Here is a 22,507-nt window from a genome sequence, read left to right as displayed (position 1 = left end):
CGGCCATGACACACTATGAAGACCTGTCTCCCTACGAATATGTCAGCGACTCCGTCCCGGACGGCGTGACGGCTGTCAATGTAGGATGGCTGGAAGCCGGCAGAGAGTTTCCCCGGGGGAACGTCCCTGAAGAATTCATCGAAACACTGTCCAGCGTGGTTAAGTGCGACCGCCAGATGAAGATGCGCGGTTGGCACAGGTGCCGGATCCCTCATATCAACAACGAGGAAAGGTATCCGGTAACTGCCGAAATTGACGGTCAGAAGATCTCGCTTGGCGGAGCAGAAGTTCGCTTCATTTCGACATCCGGGGAGTGGATGATCGCCCCGGATCTAATTCTTCATTACGTCACGGACCACTCTTATCGACCACCAGCTGAATTCATTGAAGCTGTGATCAGGAAACGCATCGCCCCCTCTTCGTAGACGCCTCAGAGTTACTGGACACAAAACCGGAGACACCAGAGGCGGACCGCATGGATGTGGCGGCCCCAACAGCCGGGCGCTGGGCGGCACCATTCGCTCCTAGATAAAGGCACAGGCCTCCTGTCCGAACGGGAGTTATTTCTATCTCCTGTTCTCCGACGTAGAGGCTTTGCGTGTAGCTGGATGGGGCCCTCCTGCATGCAAGACTTTCAGTCTGGAAGCCCAGACGGGCGACGTAGTCGCGATATCCATCGCCAGCGATGACTGCGATGTTGCGTTTCAAGCCCGGCGCATGTCCCTTACACGCACGCGTGCCTACACGGCAGCGTTCGACTGAGGGGCCCCGCGGGATGCTGCCCCGCGCGCCGCGTGCCCCTTGGCAAGGCCGCGCCGGTGGCGGCGCTGCAGTGGGCCGTGCCACCGCCCGTCGCGAGGCATGGGGGCTTCGAAGTTGAGCGGTGGTCTGCCATGAGCGATTGGCAGATCTGTGCCACCGTCGACCTGGGTCCGGCCTGGCCGGAGCAGTCAAGGCTGGCGCGAATCCGCCAATCGTCGGCTGGCGCGACGGGACACGAACGCAGCTCATGGCAGCACCTGGATGTTCACATTGAGGCGGCACGCCACGGGCCGAAGGTGATCGACCTGTTCGGCCATCACATCAGATGGTCACCGGTCACGGCTGGTCGACTCCGAATTCGTAAGCCACTTCCCAGCGGATGTCCGGAACAACGATGTCCGCGGTCTCCACAGGTCGCCCATCGGTGGCGTAGTAGGTTCGCTCGATCCGCAGTACGAGATCGCCCACGCTGATGCCCAGCAGATTCGCCTGTGCCTGGGTGGCCCGGCCAGGGCGAGGTACCTCGACGGCGGTCTCGACCTTCACCCCGATGGAGCGCATGCGCTCGACCACCCCTGCCCCCGCGAGAGGGCCCATCTCGGGGAGCACGATCGGGGTTCCGTCCGTGATCGACATCGGTTCCCAGGACTCGGAGAGCTGGACGGGCTGCCCGTCCGCCAGGAACTCGTACCGGGTGTTGACGCACAGATCCCCAGGGCTGATGGCGAGTCGCTCGGCGATGGCGGCCGGAGCGGGGACGCGTGCCTGGCTGTGTGACTCCCATGTCCCTGCTCTGCCCTGCTCTCTCATGTCGGCACGGAAGGGCGAGCCATCCCGGCTTTCGCGGTGCCGGGAGCGGACCATACGTACGCGCTCACGCGGCCTGCGGACGTAAGTACCCGACCCCGCGCGCCCTTCGAGCAGCCCTTCGATGATCAGGCGATCCATGGCCCGCTGGGTGACGTTGCGGCCGACACCGTACTCCTCGGCGAGCTGAGCCCTCGACGGCAGCCGTGCGCCGACCCCCCACTCGCCCGCGAGGATCCGGGCACGCAGTGAGTCGGCTACTGCAAGGTATGGCGCCTCTCGGGGCATGGAAGCTCTCCGGTTCTCTGCCGTACGAACTGCGGTCGTCCCAGTCGACATTGACAAGCTACTGCATCAGGTGGATGCTACTGGAGTAGAAATACTCTCCGCATTCGTTCCGTCACGGGGGCTTGTGTGTGCTCTGCCACGCCGCAGGCGGTCGCCCTTGCCGCCGCACTCACCGCGTCGACGGGCTGTGTGGCGCACACCGAAGAGTTCACCGATCGGATTCGTGTCAGGGCCGCGCTTCCCGCACGGCTCAGCGAAGCCCGCCGCCGCGCACTCCTCGTGGCGCTGGCCGATGTCGATCGGTACGGCCATGACGTAACGGCCGACGGCGCCGTCATCTGGGGCGAGATCGACAGGTGCGTGGCCCGAGATTCCAACGACAGTTCAGCAGATGGGAGTTGACCAGTTGTTTCGTTTGATCACTCGCGTACTGGGACGCATCCGCAGCCTCTTCGCCTCGCACGGGAAGCATCGCGCGGGGGCGCAGCCCCTCCGTCTCGTGCCGCCGAGACGGCCCATTTCGCCCGTGGCTCAAGCGGTGCCCCCCTTCGGCATGCCGCGTCCAGCCCTCGCCCCGACCGTCCGCCGCTGGTACGAACCCGTCGACGGCACCTCCACGCCTCTCGTCCGCCCGTACCTCCAGGCGCACGAACGCGAAGAGGAGGCCCGCATCCAGCGCCTGCGCCGCGACTCCCTCCGGTGTGCCACGTACGGCCTCGACCTCGACACCCATGACATCCACTCTCACCTGGGAGCGGCATCGTGAACGACGACACGACCCGCGTACGGCTACTGCCCTGGACCGGTGCCCACGGCCAGCCCTGTCTTCTCCTCACGGACGGAGACGGTCCGGCCTCCCGGCACGCGGATCGGATCGAGAACATGCAACTCGACCTCGCAGACCGGCTCCTCGGGCGTACAGGAGACGCGCTCGCGAGGCGCGGCGCAAGGGCTAATGGGGAACTCGTGGCCCTGGTGGCGCAGTTGGCCGACGCGCTCGCAGACACCCTGCTCATCGCCAGGTCCAGAGGCGCACGGCTCGCTGAAGTGCCGCGAGCCCGCCTGGACGGAACACCGGCGGTCTCCCTCTTGCCGGAGCAGGTCTTCCCGGACGTACCGGTCGGCACCTCGCCCGCACCCCACGCGTACGCCCTGCTCACCCTCCCCGGCCACGACCTCGCCTCCGCGCCCGCCGCCCGGCGCTACGTACGCGACACCGCCCGATCATGGGGCCTCTCGCTCCGTACGACGGACGACCTGGAGACGATCGCCGGAGAACTGGTCGCGAATGCCCTGGAGCACACTGACAGCGGCACCATCACGGTGACCTGCGCCCGCACCGCGGGAACGGTCACGATCAGCGTGATCGACGAGGGACACGGCCCGGCGCCGGTGGCCGCACACAGAACGCCGCCCGACCCGGAGCGGGAGCACGGGCGCGGGCTCCTGATCACGGAGGCGTTGGCCGACCGCTGGGGGACACGGGAAACCGGCGCCGGCCTGATGGTCTGGGCCGAGATCGCCACCGACTGCCGGGCCACACTGCCATGATCCCCGCGATCACTCCGACGCCCCTCATGCCGGATGCGGGAGGCCCCGATGACCCAGCAGACCCTTTACCAGCGGCTCCGCAACCGCCGCGACCGCATCACCCCGCCGCCGGGCTCCACCTGGCCAGAGATCAGTGACGGACAGCTCGTCATGGTGGTGAGCCCGCGGCCCCGCCACCAGTTCACGGCGAAGTGGGTCTCCCGGCAGCTCGACGCGCAGCTTCCGGAGGGATTTTTCGCCTTTGAAGCCACCGACATCGATGACGAGTCGCTCGGCAAGCTGCGTGTTCCGGACATCCTCGTCTGCTCCGGCGAGGCCATGCAGACGGATAATCCTCTCGATCCCCACGAGATCATCTTCGCGGTCGAGATCGTTTCGCCCTCGAACCCCGAGAACGACTACGAGCACAAGACCCGCGACTACCCTGCCATGGGCATCCCCCACTACCTGATCCTCGATCCGCGCGACGGGACATGGACGTACCAGTGGGAGATCGGCCGGGCCGAGGGGCGGCCCGCCTATGAGAACCGCCTGCACCTGTCCTACGGCAAGCCCGTGACCGTTACCACGGACCTGGGCACGTGGACGATCGACACCAGCGACCTGCCCCGCTACAGCGCGAAGGAGATGGGGCTGGAGCCGGAGGAACAGCAGCCGTAGGAAACGGTCGCCCGTCTCACCCCAACGGACACTCGTAAAGCTGTCGGGCACCCGCAAGGCTTTCGGACTGCACTCAACTTTAGACGGAATCTAAGCTAGGCTGGGTGCACGAGAGCTTGGAGGCCGTCCCATGTACGAACCGATCCGCACCAAGTCGGTGCACACGATGGCCGGCACCAGCCCCGACTTCCCCCACCGCTCCCGCGAGGAGGAGTTGGACATCCAGCTCGCGGGCCATCTCGCGGCGCTGCTGACCGTGACGGACGAGCTCCGCGCTCTGGCTCCGTCCGACGACCTGGACGCCGCCGCGGAGCGGCTGACCGGGCAGGTGGCCCGGTTGCGGGGAGGACTCCCGCCCGTGCGGTCGGCGGAGGCCGCCGCCGTCCACGATGCGCATACCGCGGCGCTCCACCGGCGGGCGCACGCCCTCGCGGGCCGCGCCCTGGTGGTCGCCGCCTCCCGCGCCGACACGGCGGCGGCGATCCTCGCGGCCGAGCGCATGGACGCGCACAGCGCGGCGCTGGCCAGCCGGCGTGAGCTGAGCACCACCGGCTGACTCCTCACCGGCTGACTCCTTCCCTGCAGGCAGTTCCCAAGATCGGTCCCGGCCCCGCGTGCACCCGCAGCGACGGGCGGACCGGGTGCCACAGCACTGCGCGCAGCCGGGCGAGAAAAACCGTCGAGCGGAGCCCCGGCGCGCGGGGGTGACTCGGCTGATGCCACCACGCGGTGAAGCGCCGGGGCCCGTCACAACCCCGGCGCTCCATGTCGCAGCGCGTCGCCACCACCCCCAGCACCTGCCCGGCATCAGCCCAGCCGGAAACAGACGGGAAGGGAAACAACAGCCTTACGCCGCCTTCGAGTACCCCACCGAACCCGAAAACAATCGGCCACCGGCCGGAACGCAGCGCTCCGGTTGCATACCGGGATCGGCTCGTCACCCTGCGTTCACCAGGACACACAGGGAACTTTGCCTTCCGCGAGCACTCTCCCCGATGTGAGACGCATCGCAGGAATCGTCCTGGCGGTCCTGTTGCTCGGCGGCGTGGTGGCGGCCGTCGTGGCAGGACGCGAGGAGCAGGACACGGGCACGGCAACGAAGACCGTGCGCATGGTGATCGGATCGGAGAAGGCCGAGTTCTTCGCCGATCCGGACGTGGTGAAGGCCCTCGCCGTCAAGGGCTACACCGTGAAGGCCGAGACCTCCGGGTCCTGGGCCATGGAGGGATTCGACCTCAAGGGGTACGACGCCGCCTTCCCGTCCAGCCAGGTGCCCGCCGCCGAACTCGCGAAGAAGTACGGCGTGAAGCAGACCCTGGCGCGCCCCTTCTACTCGCCCCTCGTCGTCGTGGCCCACCGCAACGCCGCCGAGGTCCTGGCCTCGAACGGGCTCGCCACCCTCGACGAGCACCGCGGCACGCTGAAGATGGGCGCCTACCTCGACGCCGCCCGGGACGACCGGACCTGGCAACAGCTCAAGGGCGCCGAGAAGTACGGGGAGCTGACCGGCACCCTCTACATCTCCAGCACCGACCCGGAGACCTCCAACTCCGGCGCCCTCTACCTCGCCGCAACCTCGTACGTCGCGGCCGGCGGCCGGCTGGTGGCGAGCGACGCCGACGTCGAGCGCGTGGCGCCCCTGATGCGCAAGCTGATCGGCGTCCAGGGCGCCCAGCAGTCCAGTACGGACGCGGTCTTCCGTGACTTCGTCAGCGGTGCCGGCAACCCGCTGGTCCTGGTCTACGAGTCGCAGGTCGCCGCACTCCTCGACGACGGGCAGAGCCCCGGCGACATGGTGGTCCTCTACCCGGACACCACCATCACCAGCGACCACACCGTCGTACCGCTCACCGAGAACGGCCGCGCGCTCGGTGAACTCCTCGGCACCGACCCACAGTTGCGCAAGCTGGCCGTCCGGCACGGCTTCCGGCCGCAGGACGGTGGCGCCGAGTTCGCGTCGGCCGCTGCCGACAGCGGCACATATCTCAACCAGCAACTGAGCGGTGTCCGGCAGGCGCCCGTGCCCACCTCCGCGGTGCTGCACGAGCTGGCGCGCCGGGCCCGCGGATAACGGGGGAACAGCAAGTGACCACAGATAACGACACCAACGACACCTTCATACTCACACCGCCCGAGGCCGTCGCGCCCGTGCCCCGGGAGAAGGCCGGCGGGCTCGTCCCCGTCGACGACGGGGTCCGTACGGACATGGAGCGCAAGGCCGCCGAGTACGTGCGGGGGCTCGCCACTCTCGACGCCCGCTCCCCCGAGTTCGCCGGCAAGGTCGGCGAGATCACCGCCCTCGGCGCCGGCGAGATACGGACCGCGGCGGCTCAGTCCAACCGCATGCTGGAGCGCACCGTCCGCTCCCTGCCGTCCAAGGGCGAGGACGCCCAGTCCCAGGTGGCGGGCTCGCTCGTCGAGCTCCGCCGGGTGGTGGAGGACCTGGACCCGCGTGACCTGCCGGCCGCGAAGGGGCGCAGGTTCCTCTCCCGGCTGCCCGGCGGCAACAAGCTGCGCGATCACGTCGCCAAGTACGCCTCGGCACAGGGCACGTTGAACAAGATCGTGGGCTCGCTGCGCGGCGGGCAGGACGAACTCCGCCGCGACAACGCGGCGCTCCAGACCGAGCGGGTCCGCCTCTGGGAGTCCATGGGCAAGCTCCAGGAGTACGTCGTCCTCACCCAGGCCCTGGACACGGCCGTCGAGCAGCACATCGCGGGCGTGGAGGCGACGGACCCGGTACAGGCCGACGCCCTGCGCGCCGACGTGCTCTTCCCCGTCCGGCAGAAGCACCAGGACCTGCTCACCCAGCTCGCCGTCTGCGCCCAGGGCTATCTGGCCATGGACGTCGTACGGCGCAACAACGACGAGCTGATCAAGGGCGTCGACCGGGCCGCCACCACCACGGTCTCGGCCCTGCGGATCTCCGTCATGCTCGCCTCCGCGCTCGACAACCAGCGCAAGGTCGTCGACCAGGTGAACGCCCTGCGCGGCACGACCGAGGACCTGATCCGCGGGAACGCCGAGATGCTCGCCACCCAGAGCGGCGAGATCCAGCGCATCGCCGCCGACCCGGCCGTGGGCGCGGAGACCCTGCGCTCCGCCTTCCAGCAGATCTATCGCACCCTCGACGCCATCGACACCTACAAGGTCCAGGCCACCGAGACGATGGCCGCCACCGTCGAGTCCCTCACCTCCGAACTCCAGCACGCCACGGCGTACCTGGAGCGCAGCCGCTCCCAGGGCGCGCTGGAGGGAGGGCTCGGATGACGCGCGGAACACAGCCGAGAACACGGCAAAGCGGACGTACGAAAGGACGTACGGCAGCGCTCGCCGTCACTCTCGCCTCGGCGGCGGCCCTGCTCACCGCCTGCACGGCCGACGGCGACCCGGGCAAGTCCGTTCAGACCCCCGGCAACCCGGGCAAGCCCGTCCCCGGCACCCTCCGCGTGCTCGCCTCCAGCGAACTCGCCGACATGACAGTGGTGTTCGAGCAGGTGGAGAAGGACACCGGCATCAAAGTCCGCCCCACCTACACGGGCACCCTCGACGCGGTCGACCTGCTCGCCGAGGGCAGGGCCAAGGAGAGGTACGACGCTCTCTGGCTCTCCTCCAACGACTATCTGCGCCTGCGTCCGGAGGCCGCGAAGCAGATCGTGTCCGAGACACCGGTGATGTCCAGCCCGGTCGCGATCGGCGTGAAGCCGGGGACCGTACGGGAGCTGGGGTGGAAGCCGGACGACGTCACCTGGTCGGACATCGACGAGGCGGTCGCGGACGGCAAGCTGACCTACGGCATGACGGACCCCTCCCGCTCCAACTCCGGTTTCTCCACCCTCATCTCGGTGGCTTCGGGCCTGTCCGGAGCCCAGTCCGCGCTCACCGACGCGGACGTGGAGAAGGCCACACCGAAGTTGAAGGAGTTCTTCAAGGGGCAGCAGCTGACGTCGGGGTCGTCGGGCTGGCTTGCTCAGGCGTACGACCGGCGCGGTGACGTCGACGCGCTGCTCAACTACGAGTCGGTGCTGAAGGCCCGCAAGGACCTGACGGTGATCCGCCCGCGTGACGGGGTGGTCACCGCCGACTACCCGCTCTCCTCGCTCGCGTCCACGGGCCAGGAGGTCCGCGACGACGTCCGCCGTCTCACCGAGGCCCTGCGCACCCCGGAGATCCAACGGCTCATCACCGACCGCACCCTGCGCCGCCCGGTCGTCGCCTCCGTGCCGCTCGGGCCGGGGCTCGACAGCGGCAGACGGCGCGAACTGCCCTTCCCGGGCAGCCGTTCCGTCGCCGACGGGCTCCTCGACGCGTACGACAACGAGCTGCGCCGGCCCTCCCGCACCGTGTACGTCCTGGACACCTCGGGCTCCATGGAGGGCGAGCGCCTCGACCGGCTGAAGACCGCGCTCACCGAGCTGACCAGCGAGTTCCGGGACCGGGAGGAGGTGACGCTGATGCCGTTCGGGTCGGAGGTGAAGTCCGTGCGCACCCATGTCGTACGGCCCGAGGACCCGCGGGCCGGGCTCGACGGCATCCGTACGGACACCCGCCGGGTCAGTGCCTCCGGCGACACAGCGATCTACACCTCGCTGGAGAAGGCGTACGAGCGCCTCGGCGCCGCCGACCGGGACACGTTCACGTCGGTCGTGCTGATGACGGACGGCGAGAACACGGCGGGCGCGGGCCCGGAGGAGTTCGACGACTTCTACGCCCGGCTCACCGGCCACCAGCGGGACATCCCCGTCTTCCCCATCCTCTTCGGCGACTCCGACCGGGCGGAACTGGAGCACATCGCCGACCTGACCGGCGGCCGCCTCTTCGACGCCCAGCAGGGCTCGCTGGACGGCGCCTTCGAGGAGATCCGTGGCTACCAGTAAGTTCCTCGGGTACGTCGAGTCCCGCAAGAACCTCACCGGCAGCGCCCTCGGGCTCGTCGGGCTCGCGCTGACCTTCACCGGAGTCGCGGGCGTGTACTGGCCGGTCGTGGTCGTCGGCCTGTACGGCGCGGGCGCCCTGATCGCCCCGCCCGAACGCCCGCCCCTGCCGGACTTCCCGGACCCGTCCGCGCAGCTCGACGAGGTGCGCGCCGACTTCGGCCGGCTCCGCGACTATCTGGCGGACGTCGAACTGCCGCCCGCCGCCTCCGGCCGTCTCACCGAGCTGACCGAGCTGCTCACGGCCCTCCTCGACCCCGGCTGGGTCGCCGAGGTCCTCGCGCACGACCCGGAGGGCATGCACGCCCTGTCCAGGGCCGTGCGGCAGGACGTACCCGAGGCGGTCGACACCTTCGTACGGACCCGGTGGTGGACCCGGCTGTCGCCGGGGACGGATCCGCCCGAGCATCACCTGGAGCGCCAGCTCTCCGCACTCCAGGAGGAGCTCACGAGGCTGGCGGCCGCCCTGCGGGACACCGAGGCCCGGCGACAGGAGTCGCACACGCGTTATCTGGAGGGCCGGTCCGGGTAGCACCGCCGCCGTTTCGGCCGCAGCCCTCAGACCGGCAGCCGACCGGCAGCCGACGGGCGGCCTGAGGGCTGCCGCCTGAAGGCGGCGGGAGCGAAAAAACCCCGGGGCTCGCACGCCTTTGTGCGAGCCCCGGGTTTCCCAGTGTTGCGTCACCGCGACCGGCCAAGGTGACATCGCAGGTCAGGGCGGGTCATGGCCGGCCACGGAGCGAGGGGGCGTCAGCCCAGGCGCTGCACCAGGGCGTGGTACTCGTCCCACAGTTCCTTGGGCGTGTGATCGCCGAAGGTGTTGAGGTGGTCGGGAACCAGCCCGGCCTCCTCACGCCACACCTCCTTGTCGACGGTGAGGAGGAAGGCCAGGTCCGAGTCGGACAGGTCGAGTCCGTTCGTGTCGAGGGCCTCCTTCGTCGGCAGGATGCCGATCGGGGTCTCGACGCCCTCGGCCCGGCCGGCCAGCCGGTCCACGATCCACTTCAGGACGCGGCTGTTCTCACCGAAGCCCGGCCAGACGAACTTGCCCTCGTCGTTCTTCCGGAACCAGTTGACGTAGTAGATCTTCGGCAGCGCGGCCGGGTCCTTGCCCTTGGCGACGTCGACCCAGTGGCCCATGTAGTCGCCCATGTTGTAGCCGCAGAAGGGGAGCATCGCGAAGGGGTCGCGACGCAGCTCGCCGACCTTGCCCTCGGCCGCCGCGGTCTTCTCCGACGCCACGTTCGCGCCGAGGAACACACCGTGGTTCCAGTCGAAGGACTCCGTCACCAGGGGCACCGCCGAGGCGCGACGGCCGCCGAACAGGATCGCCGAGATCGGCACGCCCTTCGGGTCCTCCCACTCGGGCGCGATGATCGGGCACTGCGAGGCCGGTACGGTGAAGCGGGCGTTGGGGTGGGCCGCCGGGGTGTCCGAGGACGGCGTCCAGTCGTTGCCCTTCCAGTCCGTGAGGTGTGCCGGGGTCTCCTCCGTCATGCCCTCCCACCAGATGTCGTTGTCATCGGTGAGCGCGACGTTCGTGAAGACCGAGTTGCCCCACAGCGTCTTCATCGCGTTGGCGTTGGTGTGCTCGCCCGTGCCGGGCGCGACCCCGAAGAAGCCCGCCTCGGGGTTGATGGCGTACAGACGCCCGTCCTCGCCGAACCGCATCCAGGCGATGTCGTCGCCGATCGTCTCGACCGTCCAGCCGGAGATCGTCGGCTCCAGCATGGCGAGGTTCGTCTTGCCGCACGCCGAGGGGAAGGCCGCGGCCACGTACTTCGACTCGCCGCTGGGCGGGGTGAGCTTGAGGATCAGCATGTGCTCGGCCAGCCAGCCCTCGTCCCGCGCCATCACGGACGCGATGCGCAGGGCGTAGCACTTCTTGCCGAGCAGCGCGTTGCCGCCGTAGCCGGAGCCGTACGACCAGATCTCGCGGGTCTCGGGGAAGTGCGAGATGTACTTGGTGCTGTTGCACGGCCACGGCACGTCCGCCTGGCCCGGCTCCAGCGGCGCCCCGAGCGTGTGCACGGCACGCACGAAGAAGCCCTCGGAGCCCAGCTCGTCCAGCACCGGCTGTCCCATACGGGTCATGGTGCGCATGGACACCGCCACATACGCGGAGTCGGTGATCTCGACGCCGATCGCGGAGAGCGGCGAACCCAGCGGGCCCATGCAGAACGGCACGACGTACATCGTCCGCCCCCGCATCGAACCCCGGAAGATACCGCCGTCCCCGTCCGTGCCCTGGAAGATCTCCCGCATCTCGGCGGGAGCCTTCCAGTGGTTGGTCGGGCCGGCGTCCTCCTCCCGCTCGGAGCAGATGAACGTACGGTCCTCGACCCGGGCGACATCGGTCGGGTCGGAGGCCGCGTAGTAGGAGTTGGGGCGCTTGATCGGGTCGAGCCTCTTGAAGGTGCCCTTTTCGACGAGCTCCGCACAGAGCCGGTCGTACTCGGCTTCGGATCCGTCACACCAGACCACGTTGTCCGGCTGCGTCAGTTCGGCTATCTCGTCCACCCACGCGACCAGTTCCTGATGGCTGGTGGGGACGGTATTCGGGGGAGCCGCGATGTCGCGCGCCACGATTGCTCCTAAAACGAGGGATTTTTTGTTGGGTGCCCCTTGGGGGCCGCGACCCGGATGCTTCACGGTCTGGACCGCTTGGCGCTCATCCGGTGCCGACCGCACTCATTTGATCATCCGACGCATCTGCGCATATGTCCAGTGGGCCTCACACCTGAGCGGCGTGAGCATCACCACTTGGTAGAATTCGCCCACCTGGTTTCGACGCGTCACGGGCGCTTCACCACGGGTATCCCGAATTCGGGCCCGCCATGAGAACATCGCCACTCCTGGGCGCCCAACCGGTCAGACTGATACATCACTTACGGCTGCGTAGGTACGATGCCGGACATGACTGCGTCCGCCTCCGACGCGCACACGGACACGCCGGTCGCCGACCGCGGTCCTGCCGCGCTCTCCCCGTCGCATCCGGTCAAGCCGAGACTCCGAGGCTGGCTGCACGCGGGCATGTTCCCGGCCGTGATCGTCGCGGGCCTGGTGCTCACCGCGCTCGCGAGCTCGCCGCGGGCACGCATCGCCTGCGGTATCTACGTCCTGACGGCCTGCCTGCTCTTCGGAGTCAGCGCGCTCTACCACAGGGGCGACTGGAGCCCGCGCATGGACGCCGTGCTGCGCCGCCTGGACCACGCCAACATCTTCCTGATCATCGCGGGCACCTACACACCGCTGACCCTGCTGCTCCTGCCCGACAGCAAGGGACAGTGGCTGCTGTGGGGCATCTGGGGTGCCGCGCTGGCGGGCATCGTCTTCCGCGTGTTCTGGATCGGGGCCCCACGCTGGCTCTACACCCCCTGCTACATCGCGATGGGCTGGGCCGCCGTCTTCTTCCTCCCCGACTTCCTGCGCACCGGCGGGATCGCCGTCCTCGTCCTGGTGATCGTCGGCGGCCTCCTCTACAGCGCGGGTGGCGTGATCTACGGGATGAAGCGCCCGAACCCGTCACCACGCTGGTTCGGCTTCCATGAGGTCTTCCACTCCTTCACCCTCGCTGCGTTCGTCGTGCACTACGTCGGCATCTCACTGGTGGCCTATCAGCACGCCTGACCTCCCGACCCTTCCGGACAGCTCCTCTTCAATGGCCGCGGCTTCGAAGCCGCGGCCATTTCGCATGCCAGGGCACCCAAGATTGACACTCACTACCTTTTGAGAGTTACTCTCATTTCATGGCTACTGTCACGCACGCACAGGACCAGCGCCGTGATCCCCGCCGCTGGTGGGCCCTCGGCGCACTGGTCGCCAGCATGCTCGTGCTCGGCTTCGACATGACGATCCTGAACGTCGCGCTCCCGACGATGGCCGGGCAGCTGGGAGCGAGCACCGGCGAACTCCAGTGGATCGTGGACGCGTACATCGTGGTGTTCGCGGCGCTGATGCTGCCCGCCGGACTGCTCGGCGACCGCTTCGGGCGGCGCAGGATGCTGATCGCGGGACTCGGCGTGTTCCTCGTCGGCGCCCTGTTCGGCACCCTCGTCGACACACCCGGGCCGGTCATCGCCGCCCGCGCGGTGATGGGTGTGGGCGCCGCGCTGGTGATCCCGCTCGGACTGTCCGTACTGCCGTCGATGTTCGGCCCCGAGGAACGCAGCAAGGCCGTCGCCGCCGTCACCGCCTCGATGGCCGCGGGCATGCCCCTCGGACCCCTCGTCGGCGGAGTCCTGCTCGACCACTACTGGTGGGGCTCGATCTTCCTGATCAACGTGCCGATGGTCGCGATCGGCATCGCCGCCTGCGTCCTCCTGCTCCCCGAGTCCCGCGACCCCTCCTCGCCCAAGGTCGACGTACTGTCCACCGCGTACAGCGCCCTCGGCCTCGGCGCACTGGTCTTCGGCATCATCGAGGCACCCGGGCGTGGCTGGGGCAGCCCCGAGGTCATCGGCTCGTTCACGCTGTCCGCACTGCTGCTCACCGCCCTCGTCGTACGGGAACGGCGCGCCGTACGGCCGATGCTCGACATCCGGCTCCTCCGGCATCGGGGCTTCCTGTTCAACACCCTGGCCGCGACACTCGGCACGTTCGTCTTCTCCGGTCTGCTGTTCATGCTGCCGACCTACCTCCAGGAGGTCGGCGGCACCGACGCGTTCGGCACCGGGCTGCGGCTGCTGCCGATGATGGGCGGCCTGATGGTCTCCGCGCGGCTGAGCACACTCCTGGTGGGGCGCGCGGGTCCCCGCCCGGTCGTCACCGCGGGCCTGGCGGTGCTGTGCTTCGCCGCGCTGCTCGGCTCGCGCACCGAGACCGGCGGCGGCTACGGGTTCACCGCGCTGTGGCTGACGGTCGCGGGCATGGGCTTCGGTCTCGCGATGGTGCCCGCGATGGACGCCGCACTCGGCGGTATTCCCGCCGAGGAGGCGGGCAGCGGTTCCGGTCTGCTGATGACGCTGCGCCAGGTGGGTGGCGCGATCGGCATCGCGCTGCTCGGCAGCCTGGTCGCCGGGACCTACGGCGACCGCGTCGACACCGCCCGCCTCCCGGCCGAAGCGGCCGACGCCGCGCGCGCCTCACTGACCGGCGCCCACACGGTCGCCGAACAGCTCGGACTGCCGGTCCTCGCCCGCTCCGCCGACTCCGCGTACGTGGACGGCATGTCCACGGTCCTCGTCGTCTGCGGCATCGCGGCCCTGGTGGCCGCACTCCTGACGGCGGTACTGCTGCCGAACCAGCGACCGGGCGAAGCCCCCGAACCGGCCCCGGCGTCGGACGGCGAAACTCCGGATCTGGCTCCCCGGTAGGCCCATGGCCGACAATGAAGGACATGACCACGGCACGAACCCCTGTTCCGGACACGGCCCGGCGGCTCCCGGAGGCGGAGCGCCGGCTGAGCCTGCGGGAGCGGAAGAAGCTCAAGACACGCACCGCGATCCGGGACGCCACCTACCGGCTCATCAAGGAACAGGGGTACGAGGCGACGACCGTCGAGCAGATCGCCGACGAGGCCGAGGTCTCTCCCAGCACCGTCTTCCGGTACTTCCCCACCAAGGAGGACATCATCATCACGGACGAGTACGACGTCCTGGTGGAGGAGATGCTGCGGTCGCGCCCCGCGGACGAGCCGGTGCTGGAGTCGGTGCGGTGGGCGATCCGGCAGTCGATGGCCATGCAGGTCGCCGACACCCCGGGCTACGAAGAGGAGGACTTGAAGCTCCGTTCGGGGCTGATCGTGTCGGTGCCCGCGGTGCGCTCCCGCGCCATGGAGAGCATGTCCGTCACGGGCCGCCTGCTGTGCCGGGCGATCGCGGACCGCACCGGACGCGACCCGGACGACCTGGAGGTACGGGTCTACGCGATGGGGCTGATGTCCGCCCTCTTCGAAGCGGTGATCTACTGGGCCGAACGCGACTACCGGGACGACGTGGTCGACCTGGTCGACCGCACCCTCAGCACCTTCAGGGACCTGGCCCGCCGGCCACCGGACGATGGCCCGGACCATGGCCCGGGCGTTGCCCCCGTCGAGGCCCCGAAGGCCTCCGAAATGCACGGGCCTGCCGCACCGCAGCCATGACATCCTGACCGGGTGAACGGACCGGAGATCCACGTCGAGTTCGCCCCCGAGCTGGGGCTCTTCCTCCCGCAGGGGCGACGGAGGGGCGCCACGAAGGTCGTCACCGACGGCGTCTCGACGCTCGGCCACGTCATCGAGTCACTGGGCGCCCCCCTGACCGAGGTCGGCGCGCTGGTGGTCGACGGCCGTGAGGTACCGGTCTCCCACGTCCCCGGGCCGGGCGAGACCGTGGAGGTGCGGCCCGTCCCCCGCCCCCAGCGCGTCCCCGGCGCCCCGCTCCGCTTCCTCCTCGACGTCCACCTCGGCACCCTCGCCCGCCGGCTGCGCCTCCTCGGCGTCGACGCGGCCTACGAGTCCACCGACATCGGCGACCCCGCCCTCGCTGCGCGCTCCGCCGCCGAGCGACGGGTCATGCTCAGCCGGGACCGGGGGCTGCTGCGGCGCCGCGAACTGTGGGCAGGGGCGTTCGTGTACAGCACGCGCCCGGATGAGCAACTCCGGGACGTACTGGACCGGTTCGCACCCGAGCTACGGCCCTGGACGCGGTGCACCGCCTGCAACGGGCTCCTCAAGGAGGCGGCGAAGGACGACGTCGTGGACCAGCTGGAGGGCGGGACGCGGCGGTCGTACGACGTGTTCGCGCAGTGCGGGGAGTGCGGGCGGGCGTACTGGAAGGGCGCGCACCACGATCAGCTGGAGACGATCGTGGTGCGCGCCGTCGAGGAATTCGGGTAGCGGAGACAGAGCCAGCCCCCTGCCGGGACGCTATCGCTTCCGCACATCCGCCTTTCCGCACGCCAGCCCGTCCCCGTTCGGGTCCAGCCCCAGGGGATCATCCTTTCCGTTCACCTTCAGGCGCCCGTAGTCGTGCTCCTTAAGCCATGTACAACGCGCCTTCGTCGTGTCCTTGACCTCCGGCGGGAAGGCCGTCGGCACACACACGTTGGCGGAGCCGTAGTGGCGGTCGCAGCCGGAGATCGTGGTGCTGACCTTCTGGGACGTGCGCTTCTTGCCGGGGCCCGTGACCTTGCCCGTCAGGGAGTCGGCGAAGGAGTGGATGTGGGCGTCGGGCGTGGTGGCCGCGGCCAGCGCCGACGGTCCCTGGAGGTGGACCCACTTCGCCACCGACGGCACGCCGTTCGCGTCGACGGCGAAGAGCATGTACCAGCCGGGCGGGGCCAGGTTGGGGTTGCTCGTCACGTTCAGGTCGACGTTGTTGCCGTCCACCGACAGGGGCAGGTCCACGAAGCGCTGGTTCGGGTCGGAGGAGTGCGTCACCGCGGCCGGACGGATCAGCTCCGCCTTGGCGATGGGACGGTCGACCGTGATGCGCTGCGTGTCGCCGTACTGCCATTCGGTGTCGATGACCGAGGTGATCGTCGGGCGGGGTCCCTTCAGCAGGTACGGCGGCGTGTAGAGCGACACGTCGTGGTTCCATGTGCCGTTGCCCGGGTTGTCGCCCGTCGCCATCACCCGGCCGTCGGGCAGCAGGAACGCGGACGAATGGTAGCCACGGGCCTCGGGATCGGCGGCCACCGGGTCGAAGGTGTTCGTGGCCGGGTCGTAGACCGACGACTCGTACACCGGATCGGCCCGGTTGTGCAGCGCGCCGCCCGTCTCCAGGACCTTGCCGTCCGGCAGGAGTACGGCGGAGACGTACATCTTGCCCTGGTCGCCGGTCTGCGGGACGGGACCGGCACCGACGTCGACGGTGCCCTGCGGCAGCGGCGGGCCCGCGACGTACGAGGGGTTCGCGGCCTTCAGGTCGATGACGTCGGTGAGGCGGTTCGCCTCGGGGTTGGAGTCGATGTTGCCACCGCCGATCGTGAGGACCTTCTGGTCCTGGGCCGGGGGCAGCAGCACGCTCGCGGACTGGTCGCGCTCGTCCTTGTTCTGCAGGCCGGGGATCTGGGTGACCGTGTTCGCGTCGTAGTCGTACACCGCCGAGCCCGTGCCGGGAATGTTGTTGCCGAAGACGTGGCTGCCCGAGTAGAAGAGCCGCCCGTCCTGCATGAGGATCATCGACGGGTACAGGCCCCAGAACGACCAGGTCTGGTTGACCTTCCACAGCGGCTGCCACTGCTGCTCGGCGTCCGACCACAGCTCGGTGGTCACCGAACCGGAGGAGTCCTCGCGCAGCCCGCCGAACGAGATGACGTCACCGTTGCCGAGTGCGGTGGCCGACGGGTACCAGTGGCCGTCGTTCATGTCGTTGGTCTTGCTGTAGGCCTCGGTGACCGGGTCGAAGACGTACGAGTCCTTGTAGCCCTCGTAGCCGTGCCCGCCCGCGACCGGGTACGCCTTGTTGCCGCTCATCACGAGCACACGCCCGTCGTCGAGCTGGACGTGCCCGGCGCAGAACATGTCCTTGGGCGTGGGGATGACCTTGTACGTGCCGGCCACCGGGTCGTAGACAGCCGAGGTGAACGTGCCCGCCTCGAACATCGTCTCGCTGTTGCCCGAGCCCGCGATCAGCAGCACCTTGCCGTTCCTGAGGACGACCGAGTGCATGGAGCGGACGGGGTTCTGCGTGGGCAGGACGTCCCACCTGCCGTTCGCGCACTCCTCGGCCGTGCCCGTGCAGGTCGGCTCGGGGACGGGGTCGGCGACCTGTTCCATCGTGTAGTCGTCGGTGGTCACGGACCCGGTGCCGTACACCGAGACGCCCCAGGTGATGCGGTCGGTGCCGGCCGGGACGGCCGGCGTGCGCACCGAGGCCCGGGTCCAGGTGCCCGCCTGCTCCAGCGTCTTGAGGTCGGTCCAGTACTGCCAGCCCGCCGTGGCGTCGTGCCGGAAGAGGGTGACCGCGGTGTCGGGGGTGGTCGACTTGTACCAGAGCGACAGGTCGTACTGCCTGCCCACCGAGACCACCGGTGCGCACTCGGTCGACTCGGTGATCAGCACCTTGCGGTCGCCGTCGACGCGCCGGGGCAGCTCGACCTTCATGGCCCTGGAGCCGGAGTGGGCGTCGGCGACGGTGGAGTAGGTGACGTCGTTGTCGCCCCAGCCGGACTTCTCCCAGCAGTAGGGCATGTCACCGGTGCCTGCGGTCTCGAAGCCGGGGTTCTTCACCAGGTTGGCGGCGGACGCGGGCTGGGGCACGGCGAGCAGCAGGCCCGCGGCCAGGGCGCCCACGCCCAGCAACGATGTTCTCCGCGTCGGTCTCATCCGGAGTTCGGGTCTCATCCGGGGTGTCGGTCCGATCCGAACTCTCATGCGGTTCTCCTCGGTGTGCGGCTCCCGCGCCCGGCCTTGTTCCTGCGCGGCAGATAGACCAGCGCTTCGGTGCCGGCGAAGCGCAGGACGAACGTCGTCACCAGCGCGAGCGCGGTGGCGGGCAGCACGCCCATCCCGGACCGGCCGACCAGCAGCGCGATCAGCGGGATGCGCAGCACGAGATCGGCATTGGCGAGCAGGGCGAAGCGGCCGACACGGTCCCAGCGGGCCCGGTGCCGGCGCCGTTCTCTGAACAGCAGGTGCTCGACGAGGCAGAAGTTCCAGGCCACCCCCAGCTGGTTGGCGAGGATCTCGGCCGGTAAGTAGTGCATGCCGAGCGCGGTGAGCGCGTACAGGCCGAGCAGGTTCGGTACGAAGCCGGTGGCGCCGATCAGACCGAAGGCCACCATGCGGGCGACGGGCGAGGCGGTGCGCAGCCCGGCGAGGTGGCGCAGGAACCGCAGGCCCTCCCGCGCGGTCGACTTGGACTCCCCCGCGAACCGGTCCTGGAAGACGAACGGCACCTCGGTGACCTGGCGCGGACGGCTGCGCACGGCCAGTTCCAGGAGGATCTTGTAGCCGAGCGGCTGGAGGATCGCGGCCGTGACGGCACTGCGGCGGATGGCGAAGAAGCCGCTCATAGGGTCGCTGATGCCGTGCAGCCGGCGCGGGAAGAGGGACTTGGTCAGCCAGGTCGCCGCGCGTGAGACGGCGACGCGGTAGCTGCCCGCGAGCCCGGCGCGGCTGCCGCCCTTGATGTAACGGGAGGCGACGACCAGTCCGGCGGCGGCCCGCTCACCCGTCGCCACCAGCTCCGGCACCAGGGACGGTGGGTGCTGGAGGTCGCCGTCCATGACGACGATCCAGTCGGACGTGGCCGCCTTCATGCCCTCGACGACCGCCCCGCCGAGCCCGCCCACCGGTTCGTCGCGGTGCAGCACGGTGACGGGGAACGGGCAGTCCTGCGCGGCCTTGGCGATCACCTCGGGCGTGTCGTCGGTGGAGTCGTCGACGAAGACGACCTCGCAGGGCAGCCTGCCGGGCACCGACTCGGTGATCCGGTGCAGCAGTTCCCGTACGTTGGCGGACTCGTTGAAGGTGGGGACGACGATGGTGACGGCACCGGGCTCGGGGACCTCGGCGCCGCGTACGGCCGGATCGCCCAGCTCGTCGGGGACGGTGGACTCGTAGCCGGTCATCGGTCGCCTCCCGCGGCCTGGATCTGACGGATCTCGATACGTTCCTCGCCGGTGCCGAAGGTGGCGACCGGCGTCGAATGCTCCATCGCGGCCTTGACGGTGGGCAGGTCGACGGCGTCGCGCCGTACCGTCGGCGAGGCGACCACGTAGTCGAGGTCGCGCCAGCCGCGCGGCATCGTCTTCGTCACCGCGGGGTCGAGGTCGGCCTTGTAGAACCAGATGACGCCGAGGCCCGGCTTGTAGCCCTCGTGCACGAGGTCGAGCCAGAGCGCGTCGTCGACGAGCACCCGGGCCTTCCCCGGGTTGTCCACCTCGCTGCCCAGCCACTCGGCGGCAGCCCGGTAGGGGGCGTTGGCGTCGGCGGTCACCGCGGTGCGGTTGCCGTCGTACCAGCGCGGGACGACGTACGCGGCCGAGGCGCCCACGAGCGCCGCCGCGACCGCGTACCGCCCCCAGGTGAGGTACGTGCGCTCGCCCGTGCGCCGCCCACGGCGCAGTACCGCGTGGGCGACGCTCGCGGTGCCGCCCGCGAGGACCAGGGCGAGGAACGGCAGCGCCTGGATGACGTACATCGCGGGCAGGTAGCCGGGGCGCATCGCCATCCCGGCGAGGATCGCCACGGCGAGCGCTGGTCCGGCGAGCGCCCGCGCGGTCACCGACCAGCGCCAGGTGACCAGGAGCAGCAGCGCGGCGGCGAGCCCGCCGACGGGCAGCACCCGGTCGTAGTACAGCCACGACTGGAACACCGCGTACGAGCCGGAGCCCGGGTCGAGGATGAAGCCCGAGCCGGGCCGGGTCATCTGGTACTCGATCCCGTCCCAGAGCGAGACGTGTCCCGGGCCCGGGAACAGCTCTCCCTTGAGCAGGGCGAGCAGCGGGTACGAGACACCGATGAGCGCGCACGCGGTGATGGCGCCGGTGAGGGCGAACTTCCTGGTGTCGGGGTGGCTGTGCCGCCACATGGTGACCATCACCGCGGGCAGCACGATGAGCATCGTCTCCTTGGTGAGGACCGCCGTCGCGGCCGCGATCCCGGCGCCGAAGTGGTGCCAGAGGTGGCGGCTCGGCGAGGCGGCCAGGCAGAACGCGAGCAGCGTCCACATCACCGCGAGGTTGTCGAGGAAGATCTCCCGCTGGAGGACCACTGACAGCGGGGAGAGCCCGAACAGGACCATGCCGAGGCCCGCGGCCCAGCGCGGCAGCGACAGGCGGCGCGCGAGGACGTAGACGAGGACGGCGCTGACCGCACTGATCACCAGCATCGTCGCCCGCATCGAGCCGACGGTCATCGACCCGGGGGCGAAGTGCGCCGGGATCCAGGTCAGCACGGCTATCTGGATCCAGCCGAGCGGCGGGTGGTCGTACCAGTACGTGTAGTGGGCGAGGCCCCGGCCCTCCTGGACGGCCCAGGCCTGGGCGAGGTAGGTGCCCTCGTCGTCGCTGAGGGTCGGGTAGTCGGCGATGTTCCAGCCCTGGACGACGAGGATCGCCACCAGGAGGACAGCGCACAGGACGAGGTCGGGGCGCGAGCCGCGCAGGCGCTCCGGCGATGTTGTCCGACGGGTCGAACCGGGTGGTGGCGCAGCTGTCCGCTGCGCGGGGACCGTGGCTCCGGTCACCGCGGGAAGGGTGGAGGTCACGCAGGAACGTCCTCTCGGTTCACGTGCGCGAGATGTGCGCCGACGTGGCTGGTCAACTCCCAGTCGGTGCGGCCGCGTTGCTCACGCCATACGGCGCGGACGGCGGCCCCGGCGAGGAGCACCTGGTAGAAGGGCCCGCCCACGATGAGCTTGAGGTAGTGCACGAAGCGGACACGCAGGCCGTACTGCTTGCCGAAGTCGTGCAGTCCGACGATCTCGAAGACGAAGGTGACGAGAGCGGTGACGGCCGGCAGGAAGGTGACGAAGGCGATGCCCACCGGCACGTCGAGGAAGAGCGCGATGGCCACGTTGAGCGGGATGACCACACCCGAGACCGCCTGAAGGTAGGGCGTCATGAGGGTGTAGCGGGCGAGCAACCGCTGGCCGAAGCCGGGCAGTTGCTTCCAGTCCCGCTTCCGGTAGACCTGGAGGAAGCCCTGGTTCCAGCGGGTGCGCTGCTTCATCAGCGACATCAGGCTGCCGGGGGTCTCCTCGCGGGTGACCATCTCGGAGTCGTACGCGACGACGACCTTTCTGCCGGCGCTGGACAGCCGGACGCCCAGGTCGCAGTCCTCGGCCAGGCAGTGGGGATCCCACCCGCCGGCGTCGCGCAGGACGCCGGTCCGTACGAAGACGGTGTTGCCGCCGAGCGGAATGAACCCTTTCTGCGCGTGCAGATGGAGCCGCGACCGGAACCAGAAGAAGTACTCCAGGCAGTTGCGCAGGCTGTACCAGCTGGAGTGGAAGTTGATGAGCTGCACGCCGCCCTGGACGACGTCCGCGCCGGTGGAGCGGAACGCGTGGTCGACATGGGCCAGCAGCTCCGGGTGGACCTGGTCCTCGGCGTCGAAGACCCCGACGACGTCGCCGCGGCAGTGCGGCAGCGCCGTGTTCATGGCCTTCGGCTTGTTCTTCTTCTCGTGGGTGTCGACGACGACGCGGACGCGCGGGTCGCGGTCCGCCGCCTTCCGGGCCACCTCGGTGGTCTCCGGGTCGTCGTGCCCGACGATGACGATGATCTCGAAGTCCGTGTGTGTGGATTCCAGCAGGCGCTGGACCGTGTGGTCGAGCACGGCCTGCTCGTGTCTCGCCGGCAGCAACAGCGAGAAGGAGACGTGCTCGTCCCCGTCCGGTCTGCTGAACCGGGTGGAGGCCAGCACCTCGGGCGTGCGCCACGCGTGCATCTGCCACCACAAGGTGAACGCCGCCATCCAGAACAGGGCGAACGAAACGACAGCGATGAAGACAGACGTCAGCAAAGATCCCCCCAGATCTCCGAAACCCCCTGTCGCGACAGGGGCGTCACTCGACCAGTGCGAGCCACTCCCGTCGCGTCCCCGTGCAGAGACTAGGGGGAAACTGTGA

General features: G+C 69.4%; 19 protein-coding genes. 13 read left to right on the top strand and 6 right to left on the bottom strand.

Translation table 11 applies throughout. The features are described from left to right. The first annotated feature begins 5 nt into the window (after nt 1-5). Nucleotides 6-425 (top strand): hypothetical protein, encoded by a 420-nt coding sequence (locus tag E0500_RS14935; RefSeq protein ID WP_131560537.1) that lies wholly within the window; start codon nt 6-8, stop codon nt 423-425. A gap of 673 nt (nt 426-1,098) precedes the next feature. On the opposite strand, the gene E0500_RS14930 is transcribed toward E0500_RS14935, so the two are convergent. Further along, nucleotides 1,099-1,857: a GntR family transcriptional regulator gene (locus E0500_RS14930; protein ID WP_131560539.1), complete on the bottom strand. Its 759-nt coding sequence runs from the start codon at nt 1,855-1,857 to the stop codon at nt 1,099-1,101. Between the two features lie 553 nt (nt 1,858-2,410). Between E0500_RS14930 and E0500_RS14925 the strand changes: the two genes are divergently transcribed. The 8 genes from E0500_RS14925 to E0500_RS14890 all read left to right on the top strand — a co-directional run bounded on the left by E0500_RS14925 (nt 2,411) and on the right by E0500_RS14890 (nt 9,534). After that, nucleotides 2,411-2,623 (top strand): hypothetical protein, encoded by a 213-nt coding sequence (locus E0500_RS14925; RefSeq protein WP_131560541.1) that lies wholly within the window; start codon nt 2,411-2,413, stop codon nt 2,621-2,623. Then, complete coding sequence (locus E0500_RS43100; protein WP_220140515.1) at nt 2,620-3,408, top strand: ATP-binding protein; 789 nt, start codon at nt 2,620-2,622, stop codon at nt 3,406-3,408. The genes E0500_RS14925 and E0500_RS43100 overlap by 4 nt, the downstream gene beginning before the upstream one ends. Before the next feature lie 48 nt (nt 3,409-3,456). Then, a complete protein-coding gene (locus E0500_RS14915; protein WP_131560543.1) occupies nt 3,457-4,068 on the top strand; it encodes a Uma2 family endonuclease in 612 nt (203 codons plus the stop codon). A gap of 130 nt (nt 4,069-4,198) precedes the next feature. Then, the gene (locus E0500_RS14910) at nt 4,199-4,624 is read left to right on the top strand and encodes a hypothetical protein (RefSeq protein ID WP_131560545.1); all 426 of its coding nucleotides are present in this window, start codon (nt 4,199-4,201) and stop codon (nt 4,622-4,624) included. Nucleotides 4,625-5,065: 441 nt separating this feature from the next. Then, nucleotides 5,066-6,139 (top strand): hypothetical protein, encoded by a 1,074-nt coding sequence (locus E0500_RS14905; protein WP_131560547.1) that lies wholly within the window; start codon nt 5,066-5,068, stop codon nt 6,137-6,139. Between the two features lie 14 nt (nt 6,140-6,153). Then, nucleotides 6,154-7,338, top strand: a complete 1,185-nt coding sequence (locus E0500_RS14900; protein WP_131560549.1) for a toxic anion resistance protein — start codon at nt 6,154-6,156, stop codon at nt 7,336-7,338. Continuing rightward, nucleotides 7,335-8,945: a VWA domain-containing protein gene (locus E0500_RS14895; RefSeq protein ID WP_131560550.1), complete on the top strand. Its 1,611-nt coding sequence runs from the start codon at nt 7,335-7,337 to the stop codon at nt 8,943-8,945. The genes E0500_RS14900 and E0500_RS14895 overlap by 4 nt, the downstream gene beginning before the upstream one ends. After that, a complete protein-coding gene (locus E0500_RS14890; protein WP_131560552.1) occupies nt 8,932-9,534 on the top strand; it encodes a hypothetical protein in 603 nt (200 codons plus the stop codon). Before E0500_RS14895 ends, E0500_RS14890 begins: the two co-directional genes overlap by 14 nt. Before the next feature lie 218 nt (nt 9,535-9,752). Here the strand turns inward: E0500_RS14890 and E0500_RS14885 are convergent, their stop codons facing one another. Further along, entirely contained in the window at nt 9,753-11,588 is a 1,836-nt protein-coding gene (locus E0500_RS14885) for a phosphoenolpyruvate carboxykinase (GTP) (protein WP_131560554.1), read from the bottom strand. Between the two features lie 330 nt (nt 11,589-11,918). Here E0500_RS14885 and E0500_RS14880 point away from each other — a divergent pair, with 330 nt between their 5' ends. The 4 genes from E0500_RS14880 (at nt 11,919) to E0500_RS14865 (ending at nt 15,822) form a co-directional block, all read left to right on the top strand. Next, nucleotides 11,919-12,632: a hemolysin III family protein gene (locus tag E0500_RS14880; RefSeq protein ID WP_131560556.1), complete on the top strand. Its 714-nt coding sequence runs from the start codon at nt 11,919-11,921 to the stop codon at nt 12,630-12,632. A 119-nt stretch (nt 12,633-12,751) separates the two neighbouring features. Then, entirely contained in the window at nt 12,752-14,317 is a 1,566-nt protein-coding gene (locus E0500_RS14875; protein ID WP_131560558.1) for an MFS transporter, read from the top strand. Nucleotides 14,318-14,340: 23 nt separating this feature from the next. Beyond that, nucleotides 14,341-15,087 carry a TetR/AcrR family transcriptional regulator gene (locus E0500_RS14870; RefSeq protein WP_131560560.1) on the top strand — a complete coding sequence of 249 codons (747 nt, stop codon included), beginning with the start codon at nt 14,341-14,343 and terminating at the stop codon, nt 15,085-15,087. 12 nt (nt 15,088-15,099) lie between these two features. Further along, on the top strand, nt 15,100-15,822 hold the full coding sequence (locus E0500_RS14865; RefSeq protein ID WP_181587004.1) for a Mut7-C RNAse domain-containing protein: 723 nt from the start codon (nt 15,100-15,102) through the stop codon (nt 15,820-15,822). A gap of 30 nt (nt 15,823-15,852) precedes the next feature. On the opposite strand, the gene E0500_RS14860 is transcribed toward E0500_RS14865, so the two are convergent. The 4 genes from E0500_RS14860 to E0500_RS14845 are packed head-to-tail and all read right to left on the bottom strand — an operon-like array spanning nt 15,853 to nt 22,401. Next, nucleotides 15,853-18,255, bottom strand: a complete 2,403-nt coding sequence (locus tag E0500_RS14860) for a galactose oxidase-like domain-containing protein (protein ID WP_181587003.1) — start codon at nt 18,253-18,255, stop codon at nt 15,853-15,855. 44 nt (nt 18,256-18,299) lie between these two features. Then, nucleotides 18,300-19,502 carry a glycosyltransferase gene (locus E0500_RS14855; RefSeq protein WP_131560564.1) on the bottom strand — a complete coding sequence of 401 codons (1,203 nt, stop codon included), beginning with the start codon at nt 19,500-19,502 and terminating at the stop codon, nt 18,300-18,302. Further along, entirely contained in the window at nt 19,499-21,142 is a 1,644-nt protein-coding gene (locus E0500_RS14850; RefSeq protein WP_131560566.1) for a phospholipid carrier-dependent glycosyltransferase, read from the bottom strand. The genes E0500_RS14855 and E0500_RS14850 overlap by 4 nt, the downstream gene beginning before the upstream one ends. Beyond that, on the bottom strand, nt 21,139-22,401 hold the full coding sequence (locus E0500_RS14845) for a glycosyltransferase (RefSeq protein ID WP_131560567.1): 1,263 nt from the start codon (nt 22,399-22,401) through the stop codon (nt 21,139-21,141). Before E0500_RS14845 ends, E0500_RS14850 begins: the two co-directional genes overlap by 4 nt. Nucleotides 22,402-22,507: the final 106 nt, after the last annotated feature.

It is taken from the genome of Streptomyces sp. KM273126, assembly GCF_004337435.2.
Lineage (GTDB): Bacteria > Actinomycetota > Actinomycetes > Streptomycetales > Streptomycetaceae > Streptomyces > Streptomyces acidicola.
Note: the sequence above shows the minus strand (reverse complement) of the source record. Positions and strands in the feature narration are given on the sequence as shown.

Excerpts from the sequence above, each read along its gene's own strand:
- E0500_RS14935 (WP_131560537.1), top strand. The coding sequence starts at position 6 with ATGACACACTATGAAGACCTGTCTCCCTACGAATATGTCAGCGACTCC.
- E0500_RS14930 (WP_131560539.1), bottom strand. The coding sequence starts at position 1,857 with ATGCCCCGAGAGGCGCCATACCTTGCAGTAGCCGACTCACTGCGTGCC.
- E0500_RS14925 (WP_131560541.1), top strand. The coding sequence starts at position 2,411 with ATGCCGCGTCCAGCCCTCGCCCCGACCGTCCGCCGCTGGTACGAACCC.
- E0500_RS14915 (WP_131560543.1), top strand. The coding sequence starts at position 3,457 with ATGACCCAGCAGACCCTTTACCAGCGGCTCCGCAACCGCCGCGACCGC.
- E0500_RS14910 (WP_131560545.1), top strand. The coding sequence starts at position 4,199 with ATGTACGAACCGATCCGCACCAAGTCGGTGCACACGATGGCCGGCACC.
- E0500_RS14895 (WP_131560550.1), top strand. The coding sequence starts at position 7,335 with ATGACGCGCGGAACACAGCCGAGAACACGGCAAAGCGGACGTACGAAA.
- E0500_RS14880 (WP_131560556.1), top strand. The coding sequence starts at position 11,919 with ATGACTGCGTCCGCCTCCGACGCGCACACGGACACGCCGGTCGCCGAC.
- E0500_RS14875 (WP_131560558.1), top strand. The coding sequence starts at position 12,752 with ATGGCTACTGTCACGCACGCACAGGACCAGCGCCGTGATCCCCGCCGC.
- E0500_RS14870 (WP_131560560.1), top strand. The coding sequence starts at position 14,341 with ATGACCACGGCACGAACCCCTGTTCCGGACACGGCCCGGCGGCTCCCG.
- E0500_RS14860 (WP_181587003.1), bottom strand. The coding sequence starts at position 18,255 with ATGAGACCGACGCGGAGAACATCGTTGCTGGGCGTGGGCGCCCTGGCC.
- E0500_RS14855 (WP_131560564.1), bottom strand. The coding sequence starts at position 19,502 with ATGACCGGCTACGAGTCCACCGTCCCCGACGAGCTGGGCGATCCGGCC.